We start from the raw sequence: 22,569 nt of genomic DNA, 5'->3' as shown, positions 1-22,569 counted from the left end.
GAGGTCGGTGGGCGGGACGGGTAGCACCTTACTTCTCGGCCGGCCGCTCGGTTGCGCGCCGGAGCAGTCCCAGCAGCGTGTTCGCCTCCCGTTCGGTTAAATCAGCCCGGCCGAACACCCGTCGGAGCATCCGCATCGTCTTCTCGCGTTTCTCGTCGGGGTGGTTGAGCTCCGTGAGAAGGGCAGCCCACTGATCGTAGAGCCGGTCGATCGTGGGTTCGGGGGCGCGAACGCGCTGGAGATCGGGTAACTGCGTCTCACCGCCGAGCGTGAGGTCACGGAGTTCGTAGAGGGTGACGGTGGCGGCCTGTCCGAGGTTGAGGACGGGATAGTCGGCGCTGGCCGGAATCGAGCAGATCTCGTCGATCCGAGCGAGTTCCTCGTTCGTCAGTCCCACGCGCTCGCGGCCGAACACGAGCGCGGTCGGTGCCTCGACGGTCGGCAGCCGGTCGGCCAGGTCGGCGGGCGTCGAATACGGAAAGCGCATGTGGCTGCGGTCGTCCTCGTTCGTCACGGCCGTACAGCCGATCGTGTGATAGGTTTCGACGAGATGATCGAACTCGATCTCCTCGGCGTTTGGCAGCACGTCCTCTCGAGCGTGGCCGGCGAAGCCGTACGCCTCGCCGTCTGGATCGAGTGCCGGCGGATCGACGAGCAACAGGTCCTCGAAGCCGAAGTTCTTCATCGCTCGAGCGATCGTGCCGACGTTACCCGGCGACTGAGCATCGACGACGGCGACGGCCGGCGGCGTCCGGCCGCTTGCGGAGTCGGCCTCGGACGAACCGTCGGCGGTATCGGAGTCGGTCATCGGTACTCGGGTAGGGGAGACGCGGTGGAGGGGAGTCTCGTGTCGATTCGGACGGTCTCAGTAGTAGTGGTGATCGGCGGTGTGACGGACACCGTGACGATACGTGCGTTCATGGCCGAAGTACCGAACGGGAACGCAAAAAGAAGCACGTTCGCCGATGCGATGCTTCGATGGAAGTGAGTCTACGTTCTCATCCGTTCTCGTTTTCATCCACTTTCTCATCCGCTCTCGTTCTCTCTCCTTCTCTCTTAGACTATTCTAGTATTTTCTAGTTCTAGAACTAGATTCTAGAACGAAGTCTAAAACGAGGATTCTCGATCGCGACGACGTACCTTCGAGGAGAACGCCGAGTGCGAACGTGGTCGAATCGCGGCGAGTCTCGAAGTGCGGAAAATCCCAGATTCGAGGAGGTGCAGGCGGTTCGTCGACCGCTTGACGATCGATACGGTCCGATTTCGTCGGATGTCGGTTACCTGCGAAACTCGTGTGAGAGGGACACACCCCCTTCGCGTTTGTAAGCCCGAATGCGGGTGGGGGTACTGTTTGGGAACACACCAGTATCGCGGATGAAAATATGGCGAGTAATCGAGGCTGTTCTCCGAAATTCGCCGATCGGACTCACCCACCACCCCCGTTTCGCCGTTACAAACGCGAGGGGGGTGTGTGTCCCGACTCGCTTTCTTCGAATCGCGATCTCTCGCCTCTCGACCCCTATACACCCGAAATTCACGGCTTCGATCGTCGAGTGTGCCTCGAGTCCGGACGCGATAGCGTCCCGGCGATTCCGGACCGTCCACATCGATGCCTCGTTCGGGACAAGACGGAAGTGATTTACATCCGCGATGGGGGTGTCCGTCCCGATTCCACCGTCCGTCGTAGTTAGAAGCGCGAGGGCGGCGGTACGGCGACTACTCGGCTATGATGCCGTGACTCCGGACTCGAGCGTCTCTGGCGTCACATTTACATCCGCGATCGATCTCCACAGGTTTATTTCAGTCCGGTTGGAAGGGACGGAGTACCGCAATGTCCGCCAACGACGATCGAGACCCGCTCTTTCGGTACGACGATCCGGTCTTCGCCGATGAGCGCCTGCTCGAGATCACGCACCTGCCCGGCCCGGACCGGATCGTCGGTCGTGACGAGCAGATGCAACGGGTTGCGGACGCCCTGAATCCGGCGATCTTCGGGAGCGAGCCCAACCACCTGTTCATCTTCGGAAAGACCGGCACCGGTAAATCGCTCATCTCGCGGTCGGTCACGCAGCGCGTGATCACCGAAGCGCAACACGACGACGTCACCGTCAAGTACGCCTTTATCGACTGCGGCGAACAGAACACGGAGGCGTCGATCGTCAAGACGATCGCTCAGATCGTCAACGAACCCGACATGAGCGGCGTCACCGTCCCCGACCGCGGCCTCGGCACCGGCGACTACTACAAACGTCTCTGGCAGGCCGTCGACCACTGCACCGACGTCACCATCGTCATCTTAGACGAGATCGATATGCTCGAGGACGACGAGGTCCTCCGGAAGTTGTCGCGCGCGGGCGAGAACCGCCGTATTTCCGACTCGAGTATCGGCATCATCGGCATCTCGAACAAGATCGACTTCCCCGACCACCTCTCCGAGCGCGTCAAGTCGAGTCTCTCGCGTGACGAACTCGTCTTCTCGCCGTACGACGCCAACCAGCTCGTCGAGATTTTGGAGAAACGTCGCGACGCCTTCCACGACGGGGTGCTCTCAGACGACGTGATCCCGCTGACGGCCGCGCTCGCCGCCCAGGAACACGGTGACGCGCGCAAGGCGATCGACATCCTCCGGAACGCCGGGCGCATCGCCAAGAAGCGAAACGACACTCGGGTCACTGCAGATCACGTCCGCGACGCCAAAGAGAAGACCGAGGCCGACCGCTTCAACGAACTGATCGAGGGCTCGCCCCAGCAGGCCAAAGCGATCCTCTACTCGCTGACGCTGCTGACCGAGAACAGTTCGGAAAAGGAGTTTCCGACGAAGATCATCTACAACCAGTACAAGGAAGTCGCCCGCCGGCTCGACTTCGACGTGCTCTCCGAGCGCCGGGTCCAAGAGATCCTCCAGGAACAGAACTTCCTCAACGTGATCCAGTCCGAGCGCGAGGGACGAGGACGCGGCCGCGGCGCACACGCGAAACACCGCCTGCTCGAGAACCCCTCGATCGTCAAGAAGGTGCTCCTGCGAGACTCGCGGCTGGCAGTGCTCGAAGACGACGAGTAACGCGCTCGCTCAGCCGGCACCGTTGCGCTCGCTCGGCCGACATCGTTTGCCGACTCGCGCCGCTCGGGCTCGCCGGAACCACGATGCCTTTTTGCTTCGGTTCCTCAGACGGCGTATGAACAGCGTCGACGCCGCCGGTCTGGGGATCGGTGACGACTACCCGCCCCGAATCATGGGCGTGCTAAACGTCAGCGAGGAATCGCCCTACGATCCGAGCGTCTACGACGACCCCGGCGAGGCGGCCCGCTACGTCGACGAGGAACTGATCGGCGAGGGGGCCGACATCGTCGATATCGGCCTCGAGTCGGCCAACAAGCGCTTCGACGTGCTCTCGGCAGAGGAGGAACTCGACCGACTCCACGTGGCGCTCGAGACCATCGAGAGCGTCTCCGGCGACGCGATCTTTTCCATTGAAACGCGGTATGCGACCGTCGCCGACGAGGCGCTTTCACGGGGATTCGACATGGTCAACGACATTTGCGGCTTCGCCGACCCGGCGATGCCGACCGTCTGCGAGGATCACGACGCCGCGGTCGCGAAGATGGCGAGCCCGCCCGACCTCGAGCGGCCGGGTGCCGTCGAGGAGACCGACTGGGCGAGCCAGAAATCGCCGGCGTGGGCCGAACGTGCGGACTACGTCGAGCAGGTCTACGAGGCGCTGAAACAGAACGGACTGACCGACAAGACGATCGTCGATCCCGCCTTTGGCGGCTGGAGCGAGGCCCAGACGCTCGCGGACGACCGCGAGACGTTCCGACGGCTTCGGGAGTTCCGCGCGCTCGGCCGGCCGATGCTGGTCTCGATCAATCGCAAGAACTTCCTCGGCGCGATCGCGGACCGCGAGACCGACAAGCGGCTGCCGGTCAGCCTCGCAGCGACCTCGATGGCAGTCGAGCGCGGCGCACACGTTATCCGAACCCACGACGTAGCCGAGACGCGCGACGCGGCCCTGATCGGATCGGCGTTCACCGAGCGCGCGAGCGCGAGCGCGGACGGCGTCACGATCTCGCAACTCGACGTCACCTCGAGTCGCGAGTTCCGCGCCCAGCTTCGAGAGCGTGGCATCGACCCCGCGTTCGCCGACGACTGGCAGGCCCAACTGCTCGAGATCGAGGGCCTCGACGGTGACGCGAGCGAGCGGCTGACGTCGCTTGCGGCCGAACACGGCGCGGTCGTCCAACGCGCGTCCAACGGGCGGCTTCTATTGATGGGGTCGACGACGGCCGTTTCCGACGTTTCAGACCGTCTTTCCGAAGAAGACGGCGTCCTCAGTAATTTCGGAGCAAAGCTGTCAGGGGTACTGCGTTAAGAGAAAACTTATACCGGATGCTTCGAAAGGAGGGAGTGGACGCCGGGCGGCCTCCCGGGTAGGGGTACTTTGGAGGCGACCCCCGGCCCACAACACGGAATTATTGTGGCACTACGTTGCCCAGTGACGACTCGGTTCGAAAGCCGTCTGACGGGTCCGACCGCTCCGCTCGAGACCGAGGCCCTACACGAGCGCCTCCATCGAACCGGAGCACCTGTCGAATCGAAGCGCCCGTCGAACCGAGACCGAAGGCACAAGCGACTCCCACGCCGAGTCCGGAGCATGGAGTTCGACGAGTGGGAGCCAGTTTATGAAGCGATTCTGCGTGACTTCGGCTACGACCGTGCCGGCGACGAGCGGGGGCGTGACCGCCTCGCTGCGCTCCTCGAGTCGTCGTTCGATCCAGCCGATTGCTCGGCCATCCGTGACGCGACCGTCGCCGTGGCGGGTGCCGGCCCGTCGTTAGAGACCGCATCCGAACTCGAGCGAGCGCGCGACGCCGACCTCGTCATCGCCGCATCGACTGCCGTCGACACCCTGGCAGCGCACGATATCGCCGTCGACTGCATGGTGACGGACCTCGATAAGAACCCCGAGACCGTCGAGGACCTCACTGCGGCGGGCGTTCCGGTCGCAGTTCACGCCCACGGCGACAACCTCGAAGCGATCCGCGCGGTCGTTCCGAACTGCGACCACCGGTACGTCCTGCCGACGACGCAAGCTGAACCGACGGAACGGGTCCGCAATTTCGGCGGCTTCACCGACGGCGATCGGGCCGCGTTCCTGGCAGACCACTTCGGCGCAGGCCGACTCGCGTTCGTCGGCTGGGACTTTGATGATTCGTCGGTCGGGCCGGCAAAAGCCCGCAAACTCGAGTGGGCCGAGCGGCTCCTCGCCTGGCTCGAGTCGCGCCGCGACGAGCACTTCGCCGTGCTCGACGGCCGCCGGGATGCGATCGAGGCCGACGCGCTCCCGCTCGGGTAGCAGCCGACCGGTCTCGTCGCCTCGCCACCCCGATCCAAGACCGCCGAGAACGCTTTTTAAGCCGACTACTCCGAAGCAAGACCAGTTCGTGGCGCGGTAACTGGTGTCTGTGAGTTCCGTTCCGTCCGGCGATGTCCCGTCAGCGCGCGACTCACTCGCCGAATTCGGAACAACAGTTAAGGCGAACAGATCACCACGGTAGGACGTGGATCAACGGATCATCGTCACGACCCCGTTTTTCGTCTATCTGGCGCTTTGCGGACTGTTCGGGCTCGCCCAGTCGACGGTGGGTGCCCCGCTGACGCAGGGCCAGCCGGCGTTTCTCGCCGTCGTCGGCCTCCTCGGCCCGTTGGTCGGCATCGGACTGATCTGGGCGCGAAACTACGCCTACGGCTCTCCAGTGCTGGTTTCGACGATGCTCACGACCGCCTGGTTCGTCACGTACTTCTTTTTCATCCACGATAACCCGGGGAACGTGTTCGCGGTCGCCGGCGACGGCGCGACCGCGTACCTGACCGCGACGGGTGGACTGATCGCGGGTTCGCTGTTGACCGCCGCCGGCGGCTGCTGGCTGTGGTACCGCGAGAGCGCCGGCTTCCGGGCTGCAATCGAACGGCTGATCGAGTCGTCCGACGCGTAACACCGGCGTTCGATCCGCGCGGATTGCTGACGTCTCCCACCCTTTCGGCGTTCGAACCCGTCTCTCGACCGTAATCGTTGACTGGCACCGCCGGGACCTCCGGACGAGGTACCGAGACCTGGGGAGCGACCTCGTGATCGCTGAGGGGGAAGCAAGCAGTATCGTCCCTGAGTCGCCGCGGCCGACGACGCCGAGTGGGTCGGCTGGAACGACGATTACAGCGGCCTCGCACAGGAGCGTGATCGAGACGTTCGAGCGAGCGCGCGGCGAGTCAGCGTGAGTGAACGTGTTTCGACGGTATCAAAAACACCAGTAATTAGGCTTCGGAGACCGTATTACGGCCGTTCATCAGCCTCCAATAGTTGCCATCACCCTTATCTGCCGGACTCTCCAATACACTAGTATGTCCTCCCCGGACAAACTGTCGTCGCCCGATGGCGAGGTACCGCCGACTCAAGCCATCATCGAGGCGATCGCCGCACACGAGGGCGTCGACGTTACCGAGGTCGAGCCCCCGGCGTATGACCCGCTGTTTACCGTCGTCAATCCGGAAGCGCTCGATAAACTGTTTCGGACCACCGCCAGCACGACCAGCGACACGGTGGTTCGGCTCGAGTACGAGGGGTACGAGGTCGTCGTTCGGGCGGGCGGCAACGTGGTCGTCCGCGAGCGGTCCCGCGACGACTCCGTCGACGGACCCGACCCTATCGAGGAGTAGCCGCGTCGGGGCTCACTCGGCCCAGTACGCCTCACCGGGCTGGGTCTCGAAGACCGCCCGCTCGAGCAGGTCGATCGCCTTCTCGAGGCCCTCTCGAGAGCTGGTCAGCGAGTCCTCGTGCTCGATGCTCAACGCGCCGTCGTAGTCGACCATCCGGAGCGTCGAGACGATGTCTTTCCAGTGTGCCTCGCCGTGGCCGTACCCCACGGAGCGAAAGAGCCACGAGCGGTTGGGCTCGTCGCTGTACGGCGTCGTGTCCAGTACGCCCTTCTCGCGAGCCTGCGCGTCGTAGATCCGGGTATCCTTGGCGTGGACGTGGTGGATCGCGTCGCGCTCGCCCAGGTACCGAATCGCGTCGGCGATCGTGATCCCCTGCCAGTAGAGGTGCGACGGGTCGACGTTCGCGCCGATTCTGTCGCCGGTCTCCTCGCGCAGCCGTGCCATCCCGTGGGGCTCGTAGACGAGCATGTTCGGGTGCATCTCGATCGCCACGTCGACCTCGTGTTCGGCGGCGTGGTCGGCGATCTCGCCCCAGTACTCGACCGCCTGCTCCCACTGGTATTCGAGGGCCTCGGCGTGTTGGGGCGGCCAGGGAGCGGTGATCCAGTTCGGCGTCTCGTCGTTCGGACTCCCCGCGGGGAGCCCCGAGAAGCAGGTGACGGCGTCGACCTCGAGCTGGCCGGCCAGCCGGATCGCTTCGCGGAGTTCGGTGTCGGCCTCCGCGGCGCGCTCGTCGTCGGGATGCAGGGGGTTGTTGTGGGTCGCGAGCGCGCTGATCCGCATGTCGTACTCCTCGAGCAGGTCGCGGAGATCGGCCTGTTCGCTCTCGTCGTCTATATACTCGGATCGAGTGAGATGGTCCTGTCCCGGATGGCCGCCGACGCCAGGTTCGATCGCACCGACGCCGAGATCGTCGAGGTAGGGGAGCGCGCTCTCGAGCGGTTCGTCGGCCAGCGGCGGGGTGTGAACGCCGATATCCATGCGGGCAGCGACCACGGGCGGGAAAATAAAATGGGTGCCGGCAACGGGTGGCGGGACCGTGGCGGCCGCCGCTCGACGCCGCCGCGGCGCGTGGCCGGTTAGTCCCTGATCGTCAGCACGCCGTCGTTAACGGTTACGTCCGTCGCATCGGCCGGGACGTCGAACTCGTATTGCCGCCCGTCGACGGCGACGATCGCCGTTTCTCCGACGACGTCGACCGAGGGCTCGCCGGCGATCGGACCGAAGTCGACGGCGATGACGCTCTCGTCTTCGTACTCTCGGTTGCTGATCGTGATGTCGTTTTGATCGCCGGCAACGTCTCGCAGTTCGGGTGGCGTTTCCATGCGCGAGGCTAGGTGGCTCCCCACTGTAAACGTCGTGCACGACACTGCCCCGTCGGGCGCAGCGGCCGCGAGCGCGTTCATCCGTCGATCTCGATCGTTCCGCCCTCCTCGCTCGAGCGATAGATCGCGTCGATCACGCGCTGGACCGTGAGTGCCTCTTCGACGGTGCTTCCGCCGTCTTTCGTTCCGAGGATGCGGTCGAAAAATGCCCGCTGTTCGTCCGTGTGGGTGTCGTTCTGGCGCGTCTCGATGGTCGTATCCTCGAGGTGGTCGGGACCGACCTTGCTCGCCGAGTAGACGGACAGATCCCCCTCGAGGAGGTCGAACCGGGCGGCCGCGTCGGTGCCGCGGGCGACGAACTCGTGGGTCGCTGGGCGGTTGGTCGCCCACGCAACCTCGAGAGAGATCGTCCGATTGCCGGCACAGCGGATGAAGGCGCTGGCGGAGTCGTCGACGTCGAACCCCTCCGGCCCCGCATCATCGGCCCACATGTCGAGGTAGGCGTACTCGTCGCTGGAGCCGAACTCGCTGCGAGCGACGCCGTTTACCTCCGTCACTTCGGGGTAGCCGAGGAGGTACAGCGCGAGGTCGATCGCGTGGACACCGAGGTCGATGAGCGCGCCGCCGCCGGCGATGTGCTGGCGCGTAAACCACGAGCCCCGCCCCGGAATGCCGCGTCGTCGGACGTAGTTCGCTTCGATGTGTGAGATGGTGCCGAGAGTCCCCTGATCGATCCGGTTTTTCACGATTCGGACGGTATTGGCGAATCGGTTGTTGAACCCCACCATGGCGTATCCGTCCGACGCCGCCGCTGCCTCGGCGATCCGTTCGGCGCTATCGATCGAGTGGCCCAGTGGCTTCTCGAGTAAGACGTCGAGGTCCCGCTCGAAGGCGTCGACTGCGTACTCCTCGTGGTACTTGTTAGGCGTCGTGATGATGACGGCGTCGACGGTGTCGTACAGTTCGCGGTGGTCGTCGTAGACGTCAACATCGTACCGTCTGGCGAAGCGTGTCCGCGCCTCGGCGGCGACGTCCATCCCGCCAACGAGCGCCACGCCGAGATCGACGAGGCGCTCGGCGTGATACTGGCCGATGTTTCCCAGACCAACGATGCCAGTTTCGATGTCGGAGTGATCGATTGTCATTTCCCTGTAATTCCAGACCCGTGCGCGTTCGTCTCGTTTCAGTCCGATACACTCATAGACGCTATATCTAATCCTTCGGCTCGAGCAACTTTGCTCCGTCGCCAAACCGTGATGACTGTTCGTCGAGACGGACCATCTTCGTTACGTGAGAACGCGAGACGGCGGGCTCGAGTGCCGACGATGTGGTTCATTCCGCTTCCGTCGGCGTCGTTCCGGGTTCCGGCCCCGAGAGATCGGTCACGCCGTGGACGAGCGCCTCGCCGGTGGCCGTATCGAAGAGGTGAATCTTCGACCGGTCGAGGACGACGTCGACGTCCTGGTTCGCCGCGATCTCCGTGTCGGGCGTGACGCTCATCAGCAACTGATCGGACGAGGTAGCAGGGTCTTGCTCCATCGACCCGCCCGCGGCCTCGGAGAGCAACAGATAGACGAACACCTCGTCGCCCATCGGCTCGAGGACGTCGGTACGCGCGCCGATCCGATCCGTCGGAGCGGCGAGGGTCTCGGCCGACGTGGCAAGGTGGACGTCCTCCGGTCTGACGCCGAGAGTCACCGCGTCGCCGACCCCTCTCTCCGGCATGCGTGCCGGATCGAGGTCAACGGTGAAGTTCGCCGTCTCGAGGCCGTTCTCCGTGAGTTCGCCCTCGGCGAAGTTCATCGAGGGCGAGCCGATGAAGCCGGCGACGAACAGGTTCGCGGGCTCATTATAACAGACGAGCGGCGGCGCGAGCTGCTGGAGCCGACCGGCGTTCAGGACGGCGATCCGATTCGACATCGTCATCGCTTCGGCCTGATCGTGGGTGACGTAGATGATCGTCGTGTCCAGTTCGCGGTGCAGCCGCTGGAGTTCCGTCCGCATGTGGACGCGCAGTTTCGCGTCTAAGTTCGCCAGCGGCTCGTCCATCAGGAAGACGTCCGGGTTGCGCACGATCGCCCGAGCGATCGCGACCCGCTGTCGCTGGCCGCCCGATAACTCGTCGGGCATCCGATCTAACATCCCCTCGAGTTGCACGACGCTGGCGGCCTCCTCGACGCGGCGGCGGATCTCCTCGTCGTCGTACTTCCGGAGGCGCAACCCGAACGAGATGTTCTCGTAGACGTCCATGTGAGGAAACAGCGCGATGTTCTGGAAGACCATCGCGACGCCCCGGTCTTTAGGGGCGAGGTTCGTCACGTCGTCGTCGCCGATGTAGATGCGGCCCTCGGTGGGCTGGGTCAATCCGGCGACGGTCTCCATCGTTGTCGACTTTCCACAGCCGGAGGGGCCGACGAAGGTGACGAACTCGCCGTCTTCGATTACCATGCTCACGTCGTCGACCGCAGTGATGTTTTCGTAGCGTTTCGTCACGTTCTCGAGTCGTACTCGTGCCATTGTTTCACTCCTTGAGCGCGCCCGCGGTGAGTCCGCTGACGATCTTTTCCTGTGCGATGACCACGAGGATCGTGACGGGGATCACCCCGATGATGCTCGCCGCGGCCATGAGGTTGTACAACACCTGATACTGTCCCTGATAGGCGAGGATGCCGTCGAGGAGCGGGGCCCAGTTCTCGGGCTGGCCGTCCGTCATCAGAAACGAGAAGAAGAATTCGTTGTAGACCGCGATGAAGGTCAACACGCCCGCGGTCGCGACGCCGGGAGCCGATAGCGGGATGATGACCCGGAACAGCGCGCCCAGCCGGGTCGTCCCCTCGACTCGAGCCGCGTCTTCGAGTCCGTCGGGGATCTGGGCGTAGAACGTCGTGAGGATGAAGATCGCCAGCGGCATGAAGATCGCCGACAGCGGCGTCACCAGCGCGAAGGGCGTATTGTAGAGAGTGCCGTCGCCCGTGATCGGCCGTAGGATCGCAAAGGAGGTGTTAAAGAGATCGTTCAGCGGGATGAAAAAGGCCGCCGGCGGGAAAAACGAGATGATCAGCACCAGTAGCATCAGCGGCGTCCGGCCGGGGAACTCGAGGCGGCCGAAGGCATAGCCGGCGAGGCTGGCGACGACCAGCACGACGACCGTCGAGGCGAGCGCGATCACGAAGCTGTTGAACATGTAGACGTGGAAGGGAATGACCTGAAACACCTCGATGAACGCGCCCGGATTGAAGCCGTTGGGCGTGAAGACGATGTTCTCGAGTTGTCCCTCCGGCGTCAGCGCGACCATCAAGAGCCAGTAGAAGGGAAACAGCGTGGTAAAGAGAAAGAAGATCGCGGCGACGTAGAACAGCGCGCGGTAGACTCGGCCGGGGTTGGAGATCGAGTCCGAAACCCACTGCTGGAGCGGTCCCCGGTCGAGTTCCGCTTCTTGGTCGTCGGTGAGGACCGCACCGCCGTCCGGCCGGTGGGCGGTCGGCTGAGGCGCGGTTGTCTTGCCGCGTGGGGCCGCGCGTTCGGTTCGGTCGCTCGTCGGTTCGGCTTCGGTCTCCGTGGGGTCGGTATCGTCGGTCATCAGGTGACACCTCCTTCGGTATCGCGGAAGAGAACGAGGTACAGCGCGATGATCAGGCCGATCACGAGCGCCGTCGAGAAGGCGACCGCGGCCGCGGTCGCGTAGATGCGGGTCCCGCCGAACATCGCCTCGACGACGAGACAGCTCAGCGACGGAACGGTCGTACAGCCGGCGGTCGACTCGATCAGCCCGAAGACCCGCATCGCGTCCATGGTTCGGAACAGCATCGCGACCAGCAACGCCGGCATCACGAGCGGCAGCGTGATCAGCTTGAACCGCTGCCACGGCGACGCGCCGGCCACGCGCGCGACGTCGTACAGGCTCCGATCGACGCTCTGGAGCCCCGCGAGGATCAGCAAGGCCATGAACGCCGACGACTTCCAGATGTCGGCCACGAGGATGATGATGAAGGCGTCCTGGCTGTTGGCCAGCGGCGTCCCGCTGAAGATCCCCAGACTCTGCATCAGGTCCGAGCCGAAACCGACCGTCGGCTGGAACAGCAGGAAGAAGATCATCCCCTGGATGACGATCGGCACGGCCCACGGGAGGATGATCGCCACGCGGACCCAGCGCCGCCCCGTGAACTCCTGGTCGAGCACGTAGGCCTGGCCGAAGCCGATCACCGTCTCGAGGGTGACGCTGACGATCGCGAACGCGAGCGTGACGAACAGCGCCTGCTGGAAGAACGGCGTGCCGAGTTCGACGAATGGGAACGACGATGACAGCCCCACGTCGAGGAACTGGCGGGCCAACCGCGCGTTCCCGGTGAGGATATCGACGTAGTTCCCGAGGCCGACGAACTGCCCCAGTGGATCCAATCCTCGCGTCTGGTTGGCTCGTAGCGACATAACGAACGTCCGGATCATCGGGTAGAACGCGATCAGCGTCAGCAAGGCGAAAGCCGGCACCAACAGCAGGTACGCGTAGGCCGCTTCGCTCAGGTTCTCCATCCAGTTCATCACGGCGTTGCCGGTCCGCTCGCGGTCCCGACCGCGTCCGGTCTCGCCGCCGGTCACCGTCCCGCCGTCGGTCAGCGCGCCGTCGGCGGCCGTCGGTTCACTGTCCGTTGCCGTCCCGTCGCCGGTCGCCGTCTCGTCGCCGGTTTTAGTTACCATTTCGCACCTCCGATTCGCTCTGCTCGAGTTCGTTCGCGAGATCGTTCATCGCCGCTTCGGGCGGTTGCGCGCCGCGATACGCCGCGTTCACGGCCTGGAAGATGAGCGCGGACTGTTCCGGCCAGAGGTCGGTCGCCGGCCGCGGGATCGCGTTCTCGCTGGCCGACTGGACCACGTCGGCGTAACGAGCGACGGGACCGACGTCGTCGGGACTGGCCTCCGCGACTAGATCGAGGTTCGGCGGGAGAAAGCCGCCGAGTCGGAAGACGGTGAGCATGACCTCCCTGTTGGCGAACGCCTCGAGGACCTGCAGCGCCTCCTCCTGGCGGTTCGAGAACGGGCTCACGGCGAGGTTCCAGCCGCCAAGCGCCGCGGCGGTGCCGCCGACATCCTGATACTGGGCCTCCTGTCTGGAGACCGCGTACGGCCGGGTCATCACGCCGAGGCTCTCGCCGAATGCCTCTTCGGTGCCCGTCTCTGCGATGGCGTACGACCAGTTGCGATTCGAGACCGCGTCTCCGTCGGCGAACGGAGCGAGCGACTGCTGTTCGGTCCACTGGACGATCGCCGACGGACAGATCTGGGGGTAGCCGTCCATGGTGTTTTCCGTCTCGCCCTCGATGAACGAGCGCATCATCCGGATCGCGTCGATGACTCGCTTGCCGTCGACGGTGATCGGCCGGTCGCCGGCGGTAAACAGGTTGTTTACTCCGCCGAAGTACGCCCCGCCCCAGGTCGTCATTACCTCGTTGAACGTACAACAGGAGAGCCCCTCGTAGGCGGCCGCCTGCGTCGTGAGTCCGTAGGAGAGCCCCGCCTGCTCTCGCGCGTCGCGGACCGCGTTCGCGAACGTCTCCCAGCGCGGCGGATTCGTCCCCCAGCCGCTCGTGTCGTAACCGGCGTCCTCGATGAAGTCCCGTCGGTAGAGGGTAAAGCCGAGGTCCGGAAACAGGGGCAGGGCGTGGAGATCTCCGGTTTGTGGATGACGCGCCGTCTCGAGGATCGCCTCGAGGTAGTTGTCGTTGACGTACCGGAGGGTGTCTTCCGGGAACCGTTCGGTCAGGTTGACCGTCTGCTTCCGGAGGATGAACGGGACCGTCCAGCCGCTGTCCATCATGTGGATGTCCGGCGGGGCGCGTCCCGCCTCGAGCGCCGATTGGGTGGTCTGCATCCGCTGGGCGGAGTTACTGACGACGGTCTGGACCTCGACGCGAATGTCTTCGTCGAGGCCGGCGTCCCAGAGCGCCTGCTGGATCGACGGGCCGTCGCCCTCGCTGTGCATGATCCCCGCGACGTCGGAGGCGGCGGTCATCACCACCGTTCCCGGTTTCCGACCTCGACCGAGACAGCCGGTGACGGCGACGGCTCCGGCGGCGGCCGACACTGATGCGGTCTTCAGGAACGATCGACGCCGTAGGCGGGATCGGTCCAGATGACCGGCGGTAGCACGTCCCATGACCAGTGATCGGTCCACGGTATGGGACTTAGTTGTTAGTAATAAATATTGTAATAAAGGATGACTGTCGAGATTCCGTGTCAGTTACGGTGGGATTGTGATCGGGCGAACGATCGCTGGTCGCCGCCGTCGATGTCGCGGTCGGCGATGTCGAGTCATAACCGCCTATTGCGACCGCCCAGCGACAGGTGCCAGCTAACGACCCGCGGCCAACGGCGGAACGGGGTTCGGACGGCACGTGCTCACCAGCTCCACCATGGCATCGACGACCGAGCGTTCGATCGTTCAGTCGTCCTCGAGCACCGGCGGTTCGTTCCGACCGATGTGGATCTCGTGGGCCTCGACGTCCTCCAGAGCGGCGACGCGGCCGCCGACGGAGAGCTCTTCTCCCTCCGCGGTTTCGATCGTGAGGCTGGCGACCTCTTCGCTGACCTCGAAGGAGACGTCGAGGATGCGCCCGCGGACGACCCGCTGGCCCCCGACCTCGACGTCCCGGCCCTCGATGGTGGCGTAGAACTCGCCGCCCTCGTCGAGAAGATCTTTCACGCAGCGGCGGATAGAGGCGTATTTCCGGGGGTACGACTGTGCGGTATCGTCCTCACCGAGAACTCGCTCGGCGGTCGTCCAGAGGACGGTCCCGAAGAACCCGGAGATGAGAAAACCAAGTGACGATCGATTGAAGATGACGCCGTATCGGTCCTGATCGTCGCGCAGGGCGTCCTGCGTCGCGTAGACCGAGTAGTTGCCGTCGGCGACGGCGATGACCGGCGTCGTGATCCCCCGCCGGGCGCGGGCAGTCGAGGCGATCTCCCCGTAGGCGAACTCGGCAGGATCGGGGGCTTCACTCGCCGGAGTCACGATCAGGTCGACGCTCACGCCGGCCTCGACGGCCGCGCGGAGTTCCGCTTCGAACCGGGTCAGCAGATCAGGCGTCAGCGAGAGCGAGAGTTCGAACTCCGCATCGTCGATGACCTCCTCTAAGTAGCGCAGGATTGTCGACCGCGATTTCACGAGGGAGACGGCCTCGGTATCGCGGGCCGGCGCGGTGTAACGAGCCTCGAGTTCCTGGATCATCTGTTCGAACGAGCTCTGGACGTCGCCGAAGGCCTCCGAGGGATCGATCGCGACGACCTTCATCGGACGAGATTCGCGCAACTCGACCAGATTTCGGTCGCTGAGGCTGCGAACGGTGTCGTATACCCGCGGCTGGGGAATCTCAGTTCGGTCCGCGATCTCGCTCGCCGTGAGCTGGCCCTGCTCGAGGACGGTGAGGTAGGCGTCGATCTCGTATTCGCCGAGATTGAATCGCTCACCGACGCGCTCGACCGTCGAGCGCAGTTCGTCTGGTGCCATACACTGCCCTACGATCCCAGCGACTAAATGATTTATTATACATCGAGTAGCACGCATTTTCGAAATCGGGTTAGTAGCCGGTCGCTCCACGGAGCGGGGGTCAGAACGCTTAACCACAGTGGGCCGGAGTGTGTTGGCATGCGCGGGGTCTCGCAGGCCGACAAGAGCGCTACTCAGCGCGTTGCGGCCGAGTGGATTCAGGACATGCCCTCCAGAGATGTACTGCTCGAGCGCACTGCGGCCGAGTGGATTCAGCAGAGATTCCCCGGAAACGTACCGCTCGACGTGGTCAAAGCTGCGCTCGCGCTCATCGTCCTCGCCGCCGGCTGGTACCTCTCGCAACTCGTCGTCCGGCTCGTCGGGCGGGCGGTGGCACGTCGGATCGAGCGGCCGAGCGTCACCCGGACCGTGCTACGCGGTGTCAGGCTCACCGTGCTCCTCTGGGCGGCCACCGTCGCCGCCGGCATCGTCGGCGTCGGTGACACCCAGATCCTCCTGTCGGTGACCGTCATCTCGGCCGTGATCGCGATCGTCCTCGCACCGCTGGTCGGTAGCCTGATCAACGGTCTCTACGTGCTCGCCGACCGTCCCTACGAGATCGGCGATATGATCGAAGTTACCGACGCCGGCCACCGCGGCTTCGTCGAGGACATCACGATCCGCTACACCAAGATCTTCACCCTCCAGAACTCCTTTATCGTCATCCCGAACTCCGAGATTCACGCGCGCGACGTCATCAATTACTCCGCGGAGGACGAGCGCACGCGCATCTCGGTCGGCTTCGGGATCACCTACGAGTGCGATCTTGAGGCGGCTTGCCAGGCCGCAGAACGGGCCGCTCGAGGCGTCGACGACGTCATTTCCGGCGGCCCGGACATCCGAATTGGCAGCGCCCGATACGCCGCGGCACCGAACTGCATCATCCGGGAGTACGGCGATCACGGTATCATCCTCGATCTCTACTTCTGGATGAAACACCCATACAAGCAGGCCGTCGTCCGATCGGCGGTCCAGCGAGCGATCGGCGAGCGCTTCGCGGACCTCGACGTGGAGTTCGCCTACCCACACCACCACCACGTCTTCGACGAGACCAGTGGCGTCGCGCGACTGGCCGTCGACGATTCCGGCTTCGAACGGACGACCGCGGACGCCGCTGCCGACCCGTCCGATCCCGCGGAACCGAGCGAGCCGGGCGAAAGTCCCGCCGATCCGGCGGATCAGTGACGACTCGCGTCGGTCGGCTACGCGGCTCACAGACGACTCGCTTGCAGACCGTTGTACGGTGAGTACTCGTTCCGTTCTCGTCGGCCGGATCAGCAGGGTGATTTATACCAGCCCCGGTCTAATTCGAAACTCAGTCGACAGATGTACGACGACATCCTCATTCCCACCGACGGAAGCGACACGATCTCCGAGACCCTCGCCCACGGGCTGCCGATCGCCGCGAACGACGACGCGACGGTCCACACGCTGTACGTCGTCGACAGCCGCGTCACCGCCGCTGCCGGCGAGGGGACCAGCACCGACCTCGAGCGATCGCTCCGAGACGAAGGCCAGCAGGCGGTCGCCGACGTCGAAGAGCGAGCGACGGCCGACGGCCTCGAGACCGTCGGTGAGGTGCAGACGGGGACACCGGCCAAGACGATCCTCGAGTACGCGGACGAGCAGGGGATCGACCTGATCGTTATCGGGACGCGAGGCAAGAGTCCGCGAGAGAAGGTGACGTCGCTGGGCAGCGTCTCGGAACGGGTGGTAGACAATGCTTCGATCCCCGTACTTGTCGTCCGCAACGCGGGCGAGGCCGAGTAACGACGCCCAGTACCGGTGACCGTCGGGACCGATCAGCGCCGCTGGTCGAGCGGTCCGTTCTCATGCGTCGGTCCGTCAGACTACACCTGTGCGCCTTCGACGGTGATGACCTCGCAGTCGAGGTGGCTCCGCAGGTAGCGGTCGATGTCCGGATTGTCGGTAAACCGCTGGAAGATTCGTCGAAGCCGACTCGCCTGTTTGCTTCCGATGACGACCGCGTCGGCTCCCTCTGCGGCGACTTCGTCCAGGATCGACTCCTCGACCAGAAACCCCGTTCGGACGACGTACCGGGCGCTCTCGAGCGGTCCGAACGCGCGCTCGACGGCGTTTTTCAGATCGATTCGGGTCACTTTCTTCCCGTTTTGATAGAGGTCGACGTGCAAGACGGTCAGCGACGCGTCCCGCTCGCGGGCGACCTCGATCGCCTGCTCGAGCGTTCGTCTCGAGTGTTTTGACAACGGATAACGAACGGGAACCACGACCAGCGACATTAGACGACCGAACGATTTCCGCCCGGGTAAACCTTTCAGTACGGACAGTCCTCATTGCGAACCTATCTCATACAGGTGCCGACGGCCCTCGGTGCCGCCGACGGTCGATCGGTCGCTCGCGGCGGCGAAACCGACGCGGAAAGACAGTCATTTACCGCGAGCACCGGTAGGGATGGACATGCAAACCTGGTCGACCGACGACGGCGACACCGTCTACATTTCGGAGACGGACGGCGACACGGGATCGAAGGGACCGTTTCTGGTCTCCTACGAATCGCCCGACCGAGAGCGACGGTACGGCTGGTTCTGTACGAACTGTGAGAGCCTCGATAACGCAATGGACGCGATGGGCCGGATCAAGTGCAACCGGTGTGGGAACTTTCGCAAGCCGACCGAGTGGGACGCCGCCCACGAGTGAGCCGTGTTGGATCGGCCGGCACGCGATAAGACGGCTAGCGGAGGCTACAAACGGGTAATAGCGGTTTACCGATCGAAACGTTCTCTCGGTAGGACGCGGCTACACCGAGTCATGGAATCAGTCACGGACTAGCGGGCCGTGGCCGCTTTTTCTGGGTACGTACTAACGTTTATGGTGGATGCCGACATAGGTGGTAGTGAATGGGTCCTGTTAACATGCGACTCGTCGAGCAGGCCAGGTCGATCTTCGCAGAGTTGGGGTACACCGTCGAAGGCAACGGCCCCGAGTTTCGCGCCGAGCGGGCGTGGAAAGTCGTCCACGTGAACACCGTACTCGAGACGGGCGAGCTTCCGTCACCGTCGTCGGGTCAGTTCCACTGCTTCGTTGCTGAACCCGACGACGCGGACGAACTCGAGCGCCGACTCGAGAACGCCGAGCCAAACTACGAGTGGGCGATCATCGTCGTCGACGGGGAAGACTATCAGGTCGAGCGAGCACCTCCAGGACCGCGAGCAACGGCGTAACGGAGTGGCAAAAAGCGGTATCGGGTTATTTTTCGAGCGCGTTGCGCGTCGCAGTCACGCCCGCGCCGGGATCGACGGCCGCACCCATCGACTCGAGGACGTCGCCCAGCGCCGTCACGACGTAGATCACGTTCTCGGGTCGCGCGGAGTGACCCATGCAGCCGATCCGGAAGATCTCGCCGGCCAGATCGCCGAGGCCGCCGGCGATCTCGAGGTCGTATTGCTCGATCAGGGCGTCACAGACCTCGCCGTCGTCGATCCCGTCGGGGACGCGGACGGCGTTCAGACTCGGCAGCCAGTACTCATCAGGGGCGTTCATCTCGAGGCCCATCGCCTCGACGCCGGCTTTCAGCGCGCCGGCCAGCCGCTCGTGGCGGTCCCACCGTTCTTCGATGCCCTCCTCGGCGACCAGGCGCAGGGCCTCCCGGAGCGCATAGACGTTCGTGATCGGCGCGGTGTGGTGGTACGAGCGGTCGTCGCCCCAGTAGCCCTCGAGCAGGGAGAGATCGAGGTACCACGAGCGCGGTTCTGCTTCGCGCGAGAGGACCTTGTCCATGGCCTCGTCCGAAAGCGTCAGCGGGCTCGCACCCGGTGGACAGGAGAGACACTTCTGCGGCCCCGAGTACGCGACGTCGATGTCCCACTCGTCGACGCGGAGTTCGACGCCGCCCAGCGAGGTGACGCTGTCGGCGATCACGAGCGCGTCGTGGTCGTGGGCCGCGGCGGTGAGTTCGGGCACGTCGGGCTGTCGGACGCCGGTGCTCGTCTCGGCGTGAACGAACCCGAAGACGTCGGGATCGTGTTCGGCCAGCGCGTCCGCGACATCATCGGGCTCGAGGGGCTCGCCCCACGGTGCGTCGACTTCGACGACCTCGCCGCCTGCACGTTCCGCCATCGAGGCCATCCGGCCGCCGAAGTAGCCGTTCGTCGGGACGAGCATCGTGTCACCGGGCTCGACGACGTTGCCGATCGCGGCCTCCATCGCGGCGGAACCGGTCCCCGAGACCGGGATGGTCCACTGGTTGTCCGTCCGGAACGTGTACCGCAACAGTTCTTGGACGTCGTCCATGATCTCGATGAACGACGGATCGAGGTGGCCGACGAGGGGCGTACTCATCGCCCGGAGGACGCGCGGGTTCACGTCGCTCGGTCCCGGTCCCATCAGCGTTCGATCCGGCGGTGTGAGTTCGCCAACGTCCGGCGCTCGAGCCGTCTCGGTCGGCGGTTCCTGAGCCATGGGCGTGTGCTCACTTGCCACCCGCAAAGATGTACCGACAGCGGCGAACCACCCACGGCCCATCGGGCTCGGCGGCCGATCGTCTCGGATTCGAACGACGGCTGTGGGACTAGTGGTGGTCGTTGCTACCTGCTCACACACCTGCGAGTAGCTTAAGACGCCGACTCTCGTACTCGACCTGTCGTGTTCATCGGTCACGCCCTCTTCGCGTTCGCCGTCGCGGCGCTGGTCGCCGAGCGACGCGGCTGGAACGCCCATCGGGCGCTCCTCGTCGGCGTCATCGCGGGCCTGTTCGCCGCGATTCCTGATATCGACGTGGCGTACGCCGTTGTCGGTCTCGCGGACGCCGCGAGCGGATCGGTCGGCGCACCGACGGCGTTCTGGAACGCGAGCCGCGCCGTCCACCGTTCGGTCACGCACTCGCTGGTCGTCGGCGCGGTCGCAGCGCCGGCGTTCGGACTGGCGGCCGTCCGCGCCCGTAACGAGCGTGCACAGCTCGCTCGAGGACTCGCCGGCGGACTCCTTGCAGCGCTCGTGGTCGTCGCGTTCGTCGCCGGTGGGTCGCTGGCTGCGCTCGTCACGGTGTTGTTCGTCGGCAGCGGCGTCGCCGTCGCACGCGTGACTGCCAAGTGGACGACCCTCCCAGCGTCGACGGTCGGCATCGCGGCGCTCTGGGGTCTCTGGTCGCACCCGTGGGGCGACCTCGTCACCGGCTCACCACCCGATCTGCTCTTTCCCATCGGCCCGCCGGTCCTCGAGTCGCGCATTGTCCTCCACCCGGATCCGACGCTGCACTTGCTCGGCGCGTTCGCGATCGAACTCGCCGCCATCGCGTTCGCGCTCGTGGCGATCTGCCGACTCACCGATCGATCGATCCTCGGCTCCGTCGACCGGCGGGCCGCCGTCGGTGCGGCCTACGGGATCGCCGCGCTCGCCGTGACGCCGCCGACGCTCGAGGTCTCCTACCACTTCGTCTTCTCCATCCTCGGCGTCGGGCTCGTCTGCGGGGCCGTTCGCGGCGCGCCATCGTCGGGGTTCGGCCGTCTCTGGTACGCGACGCCGTCGGCCGACGCGGTTCTCGAGGCTGCGGTGACGGCCGTGACCGCGGTGACGGTCGCACTCGCCGCGTACGCGGCCATCTACCTACTGCTCGTCGTTCCCACGTAAACGGCCTCGACGGGGACATCGAGGGCCATCGTGGGCCATCGCAGCGACGTTTCAACCAGCGACGACATACGTTTTTGTGAGAACAGTTAGTACGAACCACTGTGTCAGAGACTACGCTCGAGGGGCTGATTACCGACGGCCGCACTAACGCGGTGGTCGCGTGGGTGCTGACCACCGCGATCGGCATGATCGGCCTCGTCGAACTGCTAACGGGCGGCGTTCTGTGGGCGACGTTCGCGACGACGCTCGTGGCGTTGGCGGTGCTTCCGCCGGTCACCTTCCGCTCGCCGCAGGCGATGCTTCCCTGGGAGGTGCTGCTATTGGCCGCGCTCCCGGTCCTGGGGATGGCGATCGGTGCCGACCGATTGACCGGCCACTTCGCCGCGTACCTGTCGGTCGCGGCCATCGCGCTCGTCCTCGCCGTCGAACTCCAGTCGTTCACGCCCGTGCGGATGACGGCCGGCTTCGCCGTCGTCCTCGTCGTCGTCGGAACGATGGCCGCGGCGGGACTATGGGCGGTACTCCGGTGGAGCGCGTGGAAAACGCTCGGCGTGCCGTTCACGGCCGACCACGATGCGGTGATGTGGGAGTTCGTCTACTCCGCCGTTGCCGGCATCGGTGCAGGGACCATCTTCGAACTCTACTTCAGACGCCTCGCATCGCCCGGCCAGCGGCTGCCCGAGGAGGTCACACTGACCGCGGAGGTGGACGATGCGCGGTCGCGATAGCCAGCTCGCCTCCCCGCAGCGCCAGCGTCAGCTCACCTATCTCATGGAGCTCGGTCTGGTCGGCATGCTGTTCGTCGGTGTCGACCGCGGTAACGGCGGAATCGTGATCAACACCGGCGTTGCGCTGGCCGTCACCCAGCTTCCCCCGCTCCTCGAGCGCGACTACGAGATTCCGATGGACCCGCGACTCACGCTGTGGATCACCACCGCCGTCTTCCTCCACGCGTTCGGTACCGTTGGACTGCCGGGGTCGACACGCACTCTCTACACCGATATCTGGTGGTGGGACCACATGACCCACGCGCTGTCGGCATCGCTGGTCGCCGGTGTGGGGTACGCCACCGTCCGCGCGTTCGATGAACACGCCGAGGGGGTCCACCTCCCGCCGAAATTCATCTCGGTGTTTATCCTGCTGTTCGTCATCGCCTTCGGCGTCCTCTGGGAAATCCTCGAGTTCGCCATCTCGCTGTCGGCCGAGGCGCTGGGAACGCGGCCCGTCCTCACGCAGTATGGCCTCGGCGATACGATGCTCGACTTCATCTTCAATTCCATCGGTGCGATCGTCGTCGCGATATGGGGCGGAGCTTATCTCACCGACGTCTCGGGAGCGATCCGCAGACGCCTCGAGTCGCGGGCCGACTGATTTGCCGCGTT

Annotated in this window: 23 protein-coding genes; 12 read left to right on the top strand and 11 right to left on the bottom strand. The window is 64.8% G+C overall.

The genetic code is table 11. From position 1 onward, the window contains the following. Nucleotides 1-28: 28 nt before the first annotated feature. A complete protein-coding gene (locus ACJ70B_RS01535; RefSeq protein WP_408958654.1) occupies nt 29-808 on the bottom strand; it encodes an RNA methyltransferase in 780 nt (259 codons plus the stop codon). Nucleotides 809-1,831: 1,023 nt separating this feature from the next. On the opposite strand from ACJ70B_RS01535, the gene ACJ70B_RS01530 reads away from it, so the two are divergent. The 5 genes from ACJ70B_RS01530 to ACJ70B_RS01510 all read left to right on the top strand — a co-directional run bounded on the left by ACJ70B_RS01530 (nt 1,832) and on the right by ACJ70B_RS01510 (nt 6,712). Next, on the top strand, nt 1,832-3,061 hold the full coding sequence (locus ACJ70B_RS01530; protein WP_408958653.1) for a Cdc6/Cdc18 family protein: 1,230 nt from the start codon (nt 1,832-1,834) through the stop codon (nt 3,059-3,061). Nucleotides 3,062-3,176: 115 nt separating this feature from the next. Beyond that, on the top strand, nt 3,177-4,370 hold the full coding sequence (folP, locus tag ACJ70B_RS01525) for a dihydropteroate synthase (protein ID WP_408958652.1): 1,194 nt from the start codon (nt 3,177-3,179) through the stop codon (nt 4,368-4,370). 282 nt (nt 4,371-4,652) lie between these two features. Further along, nucleotides 4,653-5,354: a 6-hydroxymethylpterin diphosphokinase MptE-like protein gene (locus tag ACJ70B_RS01520; protein ID WP_408958651.1), complete on the top strand. Its 702-nt coding sequence runs from the start codon at nt 4,653-4,655 to the stop codon at nt 5,352-5,354. Nucleotides 5,355-5,559: 205 nt separating this feature from the next. Then, on the top strand, nt 5,560-5,994 hold the full coding sequence (locus ACJ70B_RS01515) for a hypothetical protein (protein ID WP_408958650.1): 435 nt from the start codon (nt 5,560-5,562) through the stop codon (nt 5,992-5,994). A 403-nt stretch (nt 5,995-6,397) separates the two neighbouring features. Continuing rightward, nucleotides 6,398-6,712: a HalOD1 output domain-containing protein gene (locus tag ACJ70B_RS01510; RefSeq protein WP_408958649.1), complete on the top strand. Its 315-nt coding sequence runs from the start codon at nt 6,398-6,400 to the stop codon at nt 6,710-6,712. A gap of 12 nt (nt 6,713-6,724) precedes the next feature. Here the strand turns inward: ACJ70B_RS01510 and ACJ70B_RS01505 are convergent, their stop codons facing one another. From ACJ70B_RS01505 to trmB, 8 genes are all read right to left on the bottom strand, one after another. Beyond that, nucleotides 6,725-7,693 carry a sugar phosphate isomerase/epimerase family protein gene (locus ACJ70B_RS01505; RefSeq protein WP_408958648.1) on the bottom strand — a complete coding sequence of 323 codons (969 nt, stop codon included), beginning with the start codon at nt 7,691-7,693 and terminating at the stop codon, nt 6,725-6,727. Nucleotides 7,694-7,791: 98 nt separating this feature from the next. Next, nucleotides 7,792-8,037: a hypothetical protein gene (locus ACJ70B_RS01500; RefSeq protein ID WP_408958647.1), complete on the bottom strand. Its 246-nt coding sequence runs from the start codon at nt 8,035-8,037 to the stop codon at nt 7,792-7,794. 77 nt (nt 8,038-8,114) lie between these two features. Then, on the bottom strand, nt 8,115-9,224 hold the full coding sequence (locus ACJ70B_RS01495; RefSeq protein ID WP_408960066.1) for a Gfo/Idh/MocA family oxidoreductase: 1,110 nt from the start codon (nt 9,222-9,224) through the stop codon (nt 8,115-8,117). Between the two features lie 145 nt (nt 9,225-9,369). Next, nucleotides 9,370-10,554, bottom strand: coding sequence for an ABC transporter ATP-binding protein (locus tag ACJ70B_RS01490; protein WP_408958646.1), 1,185 nt, complete (start codon nt 10,552-10,554; stop codon nt 9,370-9,372). 4 nt (nt 10,555-10,558) lie between these two features. Then, nucleotides 10,559-11,617, bottom strand: coding sequence for a carbohydrate ABC transporter permease (locus tag ACJ70B_RS01485; protein ID WP_408958645.1), 1,059 nt, complete (start codon nt 11,615-11,617; stop codon nt 10,559-10,561). Beyond that, complete coding sequence (locus ACJ70B_RS01480; protein ID WP_408960065.1) at nt 11,617-12,576, bottom strand: carbohydrate ABC transporter permease; 960 nt, start codon at nt 12,574-12,576, stop codon at nt 11,617-11,619. The genes ACJ70B_RS01485 and ACJ70B_RS01480 overlap by 1 nt, the downstream gene beginning before the upstream one ends. Nucleotides 12,577-12,721: 145 nt before the next feature. Then, complete coding sequence (locus tag ACJ70B_RS01475; protein ID WP_408958644.1) at nt 12,722-14,188, bottom strand: extracellular solute-binding protein; 1,467 nt, start codon at nt 14,186-14,188, stop codon at nt 12,722-12,724. A gap of 285 nt (nt 14,189-14,473) precedes the next feature. Next, a complete protein-coding gene (trmB, locus tag ACJ70B_RS01470) occupies nt 14,474-15,541 on the bottom strand; it encodes an HTH-type sugar sensing transcriptional regulator TrmB (RefSeq protein WP_408958643.1) in 1,068 nt (355 codons plus the stop codon). Nucleotides 15,542-15,745: 204 nt separating this feature from the next. Here trmB and ACJ70B_RS01465 point away from each other — a divergent pair, with 204 nt between their 5' ends. Both ACJ70B_RS01465 and ACJ70B_RS01460 read left to right on the top strand, forming a co-directional pair. Further along, nucleotides 15,746-16,765, top strand: coding sequence for a mechanosensitive ion channel family protein (locus tag ACJ70B_RS01465; RefSeq protein ID WP_408960064.1), 1,020 nt, complete (start codon nt 15,746-15,748; stop codon nt 16,763-16,765). A 141-nt stretch (nt 16,766-16,906) separates the two neighbouring features. Further along, nucleotides 16,907-17,350, top strand: a complete 444-nt coding sequence (locus tag ACJ70B_RS01460) for a universal stress protein (protein ID WP_408958642.1) — start codon at nt 16,907-16,909, stop codon at nt 17,348-17,350. Nucleotides 17,351-17,430: 80 nt separating this feature from the next. Here ACJ70B_RS01460 and ACJ70B_RS01455 read toward each other — a convergent pair whose 3' ends face one another. Further along, entirely contained in the window at nt 17,431-17,841 is a 411-nt protein-coding gene (locus tag ACJ70B_RS01455; protein WP_408958641.1) for a universal stress protein, read from the bottom strand. 178 nt (nt 17,842-18,019) lie between these two features. Between ACJ70B_RS01455 and ACJ70B_RS01450 the strand changes: the two genes are divergently transcribed. Continuing rightward, entirely contained in the window at nt 18,020-18,259 is a 240-nt protein-coding gene (locus ACJ70B_RS01450; RefSeq protein WP_408958640.1) for a DUF5816 domain-containing protein, read from the top strand. A 215-nt stretch (nt 18,260-18,474) separates the two neighbouring features. Next, nucleotides 18,475-18,783 (top strand): hypothetical protein, encoded by a 309-nt coding sequence (locus tag ACJ70B_RS01445; protein WP_408960063.1) that lies wholly within the window; start codon nt 18,475-18,477, stop codon nt 18,781-18,783. Nucleotides 18,784-18,808: 25 nt separating this feature from the next. Here ACJ70B_RS01445 and ACJ70B_RS01440 read toward each other — a convergent pair whose 3' ends face one another. After that, nucleotides 18,809-20,020 carry a pyridoxal-phosphate-dependent aminotransferase family protein gene (locus ACJ70B_RS01440; protein ID WP_408958639.1) on the bottom strand — a complete coding sequence of 404 codons (1,212 nt, stop codon included), beginning with the start codon at nt 20,018-20,020 and terminating at the stop codon, nt 18,809-18,811. A gap of 183 nt (nt 20,021-20,203) precedes the next feature. On the opposite strand from ACJ70B_RS01440, the gene ACJ70B_RS01435 reads away from it, so the two are divergent. The 3 genes from ACJ70B_RS01435 (at nt 20,204) to ACJ70B_RS01425 (ending at nt 22,558) form a co-directional block, all read left to right on the top strand. Then, nucleotides 20,204-21,187: a metal-dependent hydrolase gene (locus ACJ70B_RS01435; protein ID WP_408958638.1), complete on the top strand. Its 984-nt coding sequence runs from the start codon at nt 20,204-20,206 to the stop codon at nt 21,185-21,187. Between the two features lie 101 nt (nt 21,188-21,288). Next, nucleotides 21,289-21,915 carry a hypothetical protein gene (locus tag ACJ70B_RS01430; protein WP_408958637.1) on the top strand — a complete coding sequence of 209 codons (627 nt, stop codon included), beginning with the start codon at nt 21,289-21,291 and terminating at the stop codon, nt 21,913-21,915. Next, nucleotides 21,899-22,558: a hypothetical protein gene (locus tag ACJ70B_RS01425; protein WP_408958636.1), complete on the top strand. Its 660-nt coding sequence runs from the start codon at nt 21,899-21,901 to the stop codon at nt 22,556-22,558. The genes ACJ70B_RS01430 and ACJ70B_RS01425 overlap by 17 nt, the downstream gene beginning before the upstream one ends. Nucleotides 22,559-22,569 lie beyond the last annotated feature (11 nt).

Source organism: Natrinema sp. 74 (assembly GCF_046097095.1).
In the GTDB taxonomy this organism is placed as follows: Archaea; Halobacteriota; Halobacteria; order Halobacteriales; family Natrialbaceae; genus Natrinema.
Note: the sequence above shows the minus strand (reverse complement) of the source record. Positions and strands in the feature narration are given on the sequence as shown.

Bases quoted from the DNA above. Each gene is read 5' to 3' on its own strand.
- ACJ70B_RS01485 (WP_408958645.1), bottom strand. From the start codon at position 11,617: ATGACCGACGATACCGACCCCACGGAGACCGAAGCCGAACCGACGAGC.
- ACJ70B_RS01445 (WP_408960063.1), top strand. From the start codon at position 18,475: ATGCGACTCGTCGAGCAGGCCAGGTCGATCTTCGCAGAGTTGGGGTAC.
- ACJ70B_RS01455 (WP_408958641.1), bottom strand. From the start codon at position 17,841: ATGTCGCTGGTCGTGGTTCCCGTTCGTTATCCGTTGTCAAAACACTCG.
- ACJ70B_RS01500 (WP_408958647.1), bottom strand. From the start codon at position 8,037: ATGGAAACGCCACCCGAACTGCGAGACGTTGCCGGCGATCAAAACGAC.
- ACJ70B_RS01510 (WP_408958649.1), top strand. From the start codon at position 6,398: ATGTCCTCCCCGGACAAACTGTCGTCGCCCGATGGCGAGGTACCGCCG.
- ACJ70B_RS01450 (WP_408958640.1), top strand. From the start codon at position 18,020: ATGCAAACCTGGTCGACCGACGACGGCGACACCGTCTACATTTCGGAG.
- ACJ70B_RS01480 (WP_408960065.1), bottom strand. From the start codon at position 12,576: ATGAACTGGATGGAGAACCTGAGCGAAGCGGCCTACGCGTACCTGCTG.
- ACJ70B_RS01460 (WP_408958642.1), top strand. From the start codon at position 16,907: ATGTACGACGACATCCTCATTCCCACCGACGGAAGCGACACGATCTCC.
- ACJ70B_RS01505 (WP_408958648.1), bottom strand. From the start codon at position 7,693: ATGGATATCGGCGTTCACACCCCGCCGCTGGCCGACGAACCGCTCGAG.
- ACJ70B_RS01465 (WP_408960064.1), top strand. From the start codon at position 15,746: ATGCCCTCCAGAGATGTACTGCTCGAGCGCACTGCGGCCGAGTGGATT.
- ACJ70B_RS01440 (WP_408958639.1), bottom strand. From the start codon at position 20,020: ATGGCTCAGGAACCGCCGACCGAGACGGCTCGAGCGCCGGACGTTGGC.
- ACJ70B_RS01535 (WP_408958654.1), bottom strand. From the start codon at position 808: ATGACCGACTCCGATACCGCCGACGGTTCGTCCGAGGCCGACTCCGCA.
- ACJ70B_RS01530 (WP_408958653.1), top strand. From the start codon at position 1,832: ATGTCCGCCAACGACGATCGAGACCCGCTCTTTCGGTACGACGATCCG.
- trmB (WP_408958643.1), bottom strand. From the start codon at position 15,541: ATGGCACCAGACGAACTGCGCTCGACGGTCGAGCGCGTCGGTGAGCGA.
- ACJ70B_RS01475 (WP_408958644.1), bottom strand. From the start codon at position 14,188: ATGGGACGTGCTACCGCCGGTCATCTGGACCGATCCCGCCTACGGCGT.
- ACJ70B_RS01520 (WP_408958651.1), top strand. From the start codon at position 4,653: ATGGAGTTCGACGAGTGGGAGCCAGTTTATGAAGCGATTCTGCGTGAC.
- ACJ70B_RS01425 (WP_408958636.1), top strand. From the start codon at position 21,899: ATGCGCGGTCGCGATAGCCAGCTCGCCTCCCCGCAGCGCCAGCGTCAG.
- folP (WP_408958652.1), top strand. From the start codon at position 3,177: ATGAACAGCGTCGACGCCGCCGGTCTGGGGATCGGTGACGACTACCCG.
- ACJ70B_RS01490 (WP_408958646.1), bottom strand. From the start codon at position 10,554: ATGGCACGAGTACGACTCGAGAACGTGACGAAACGCTACGAAAACATC.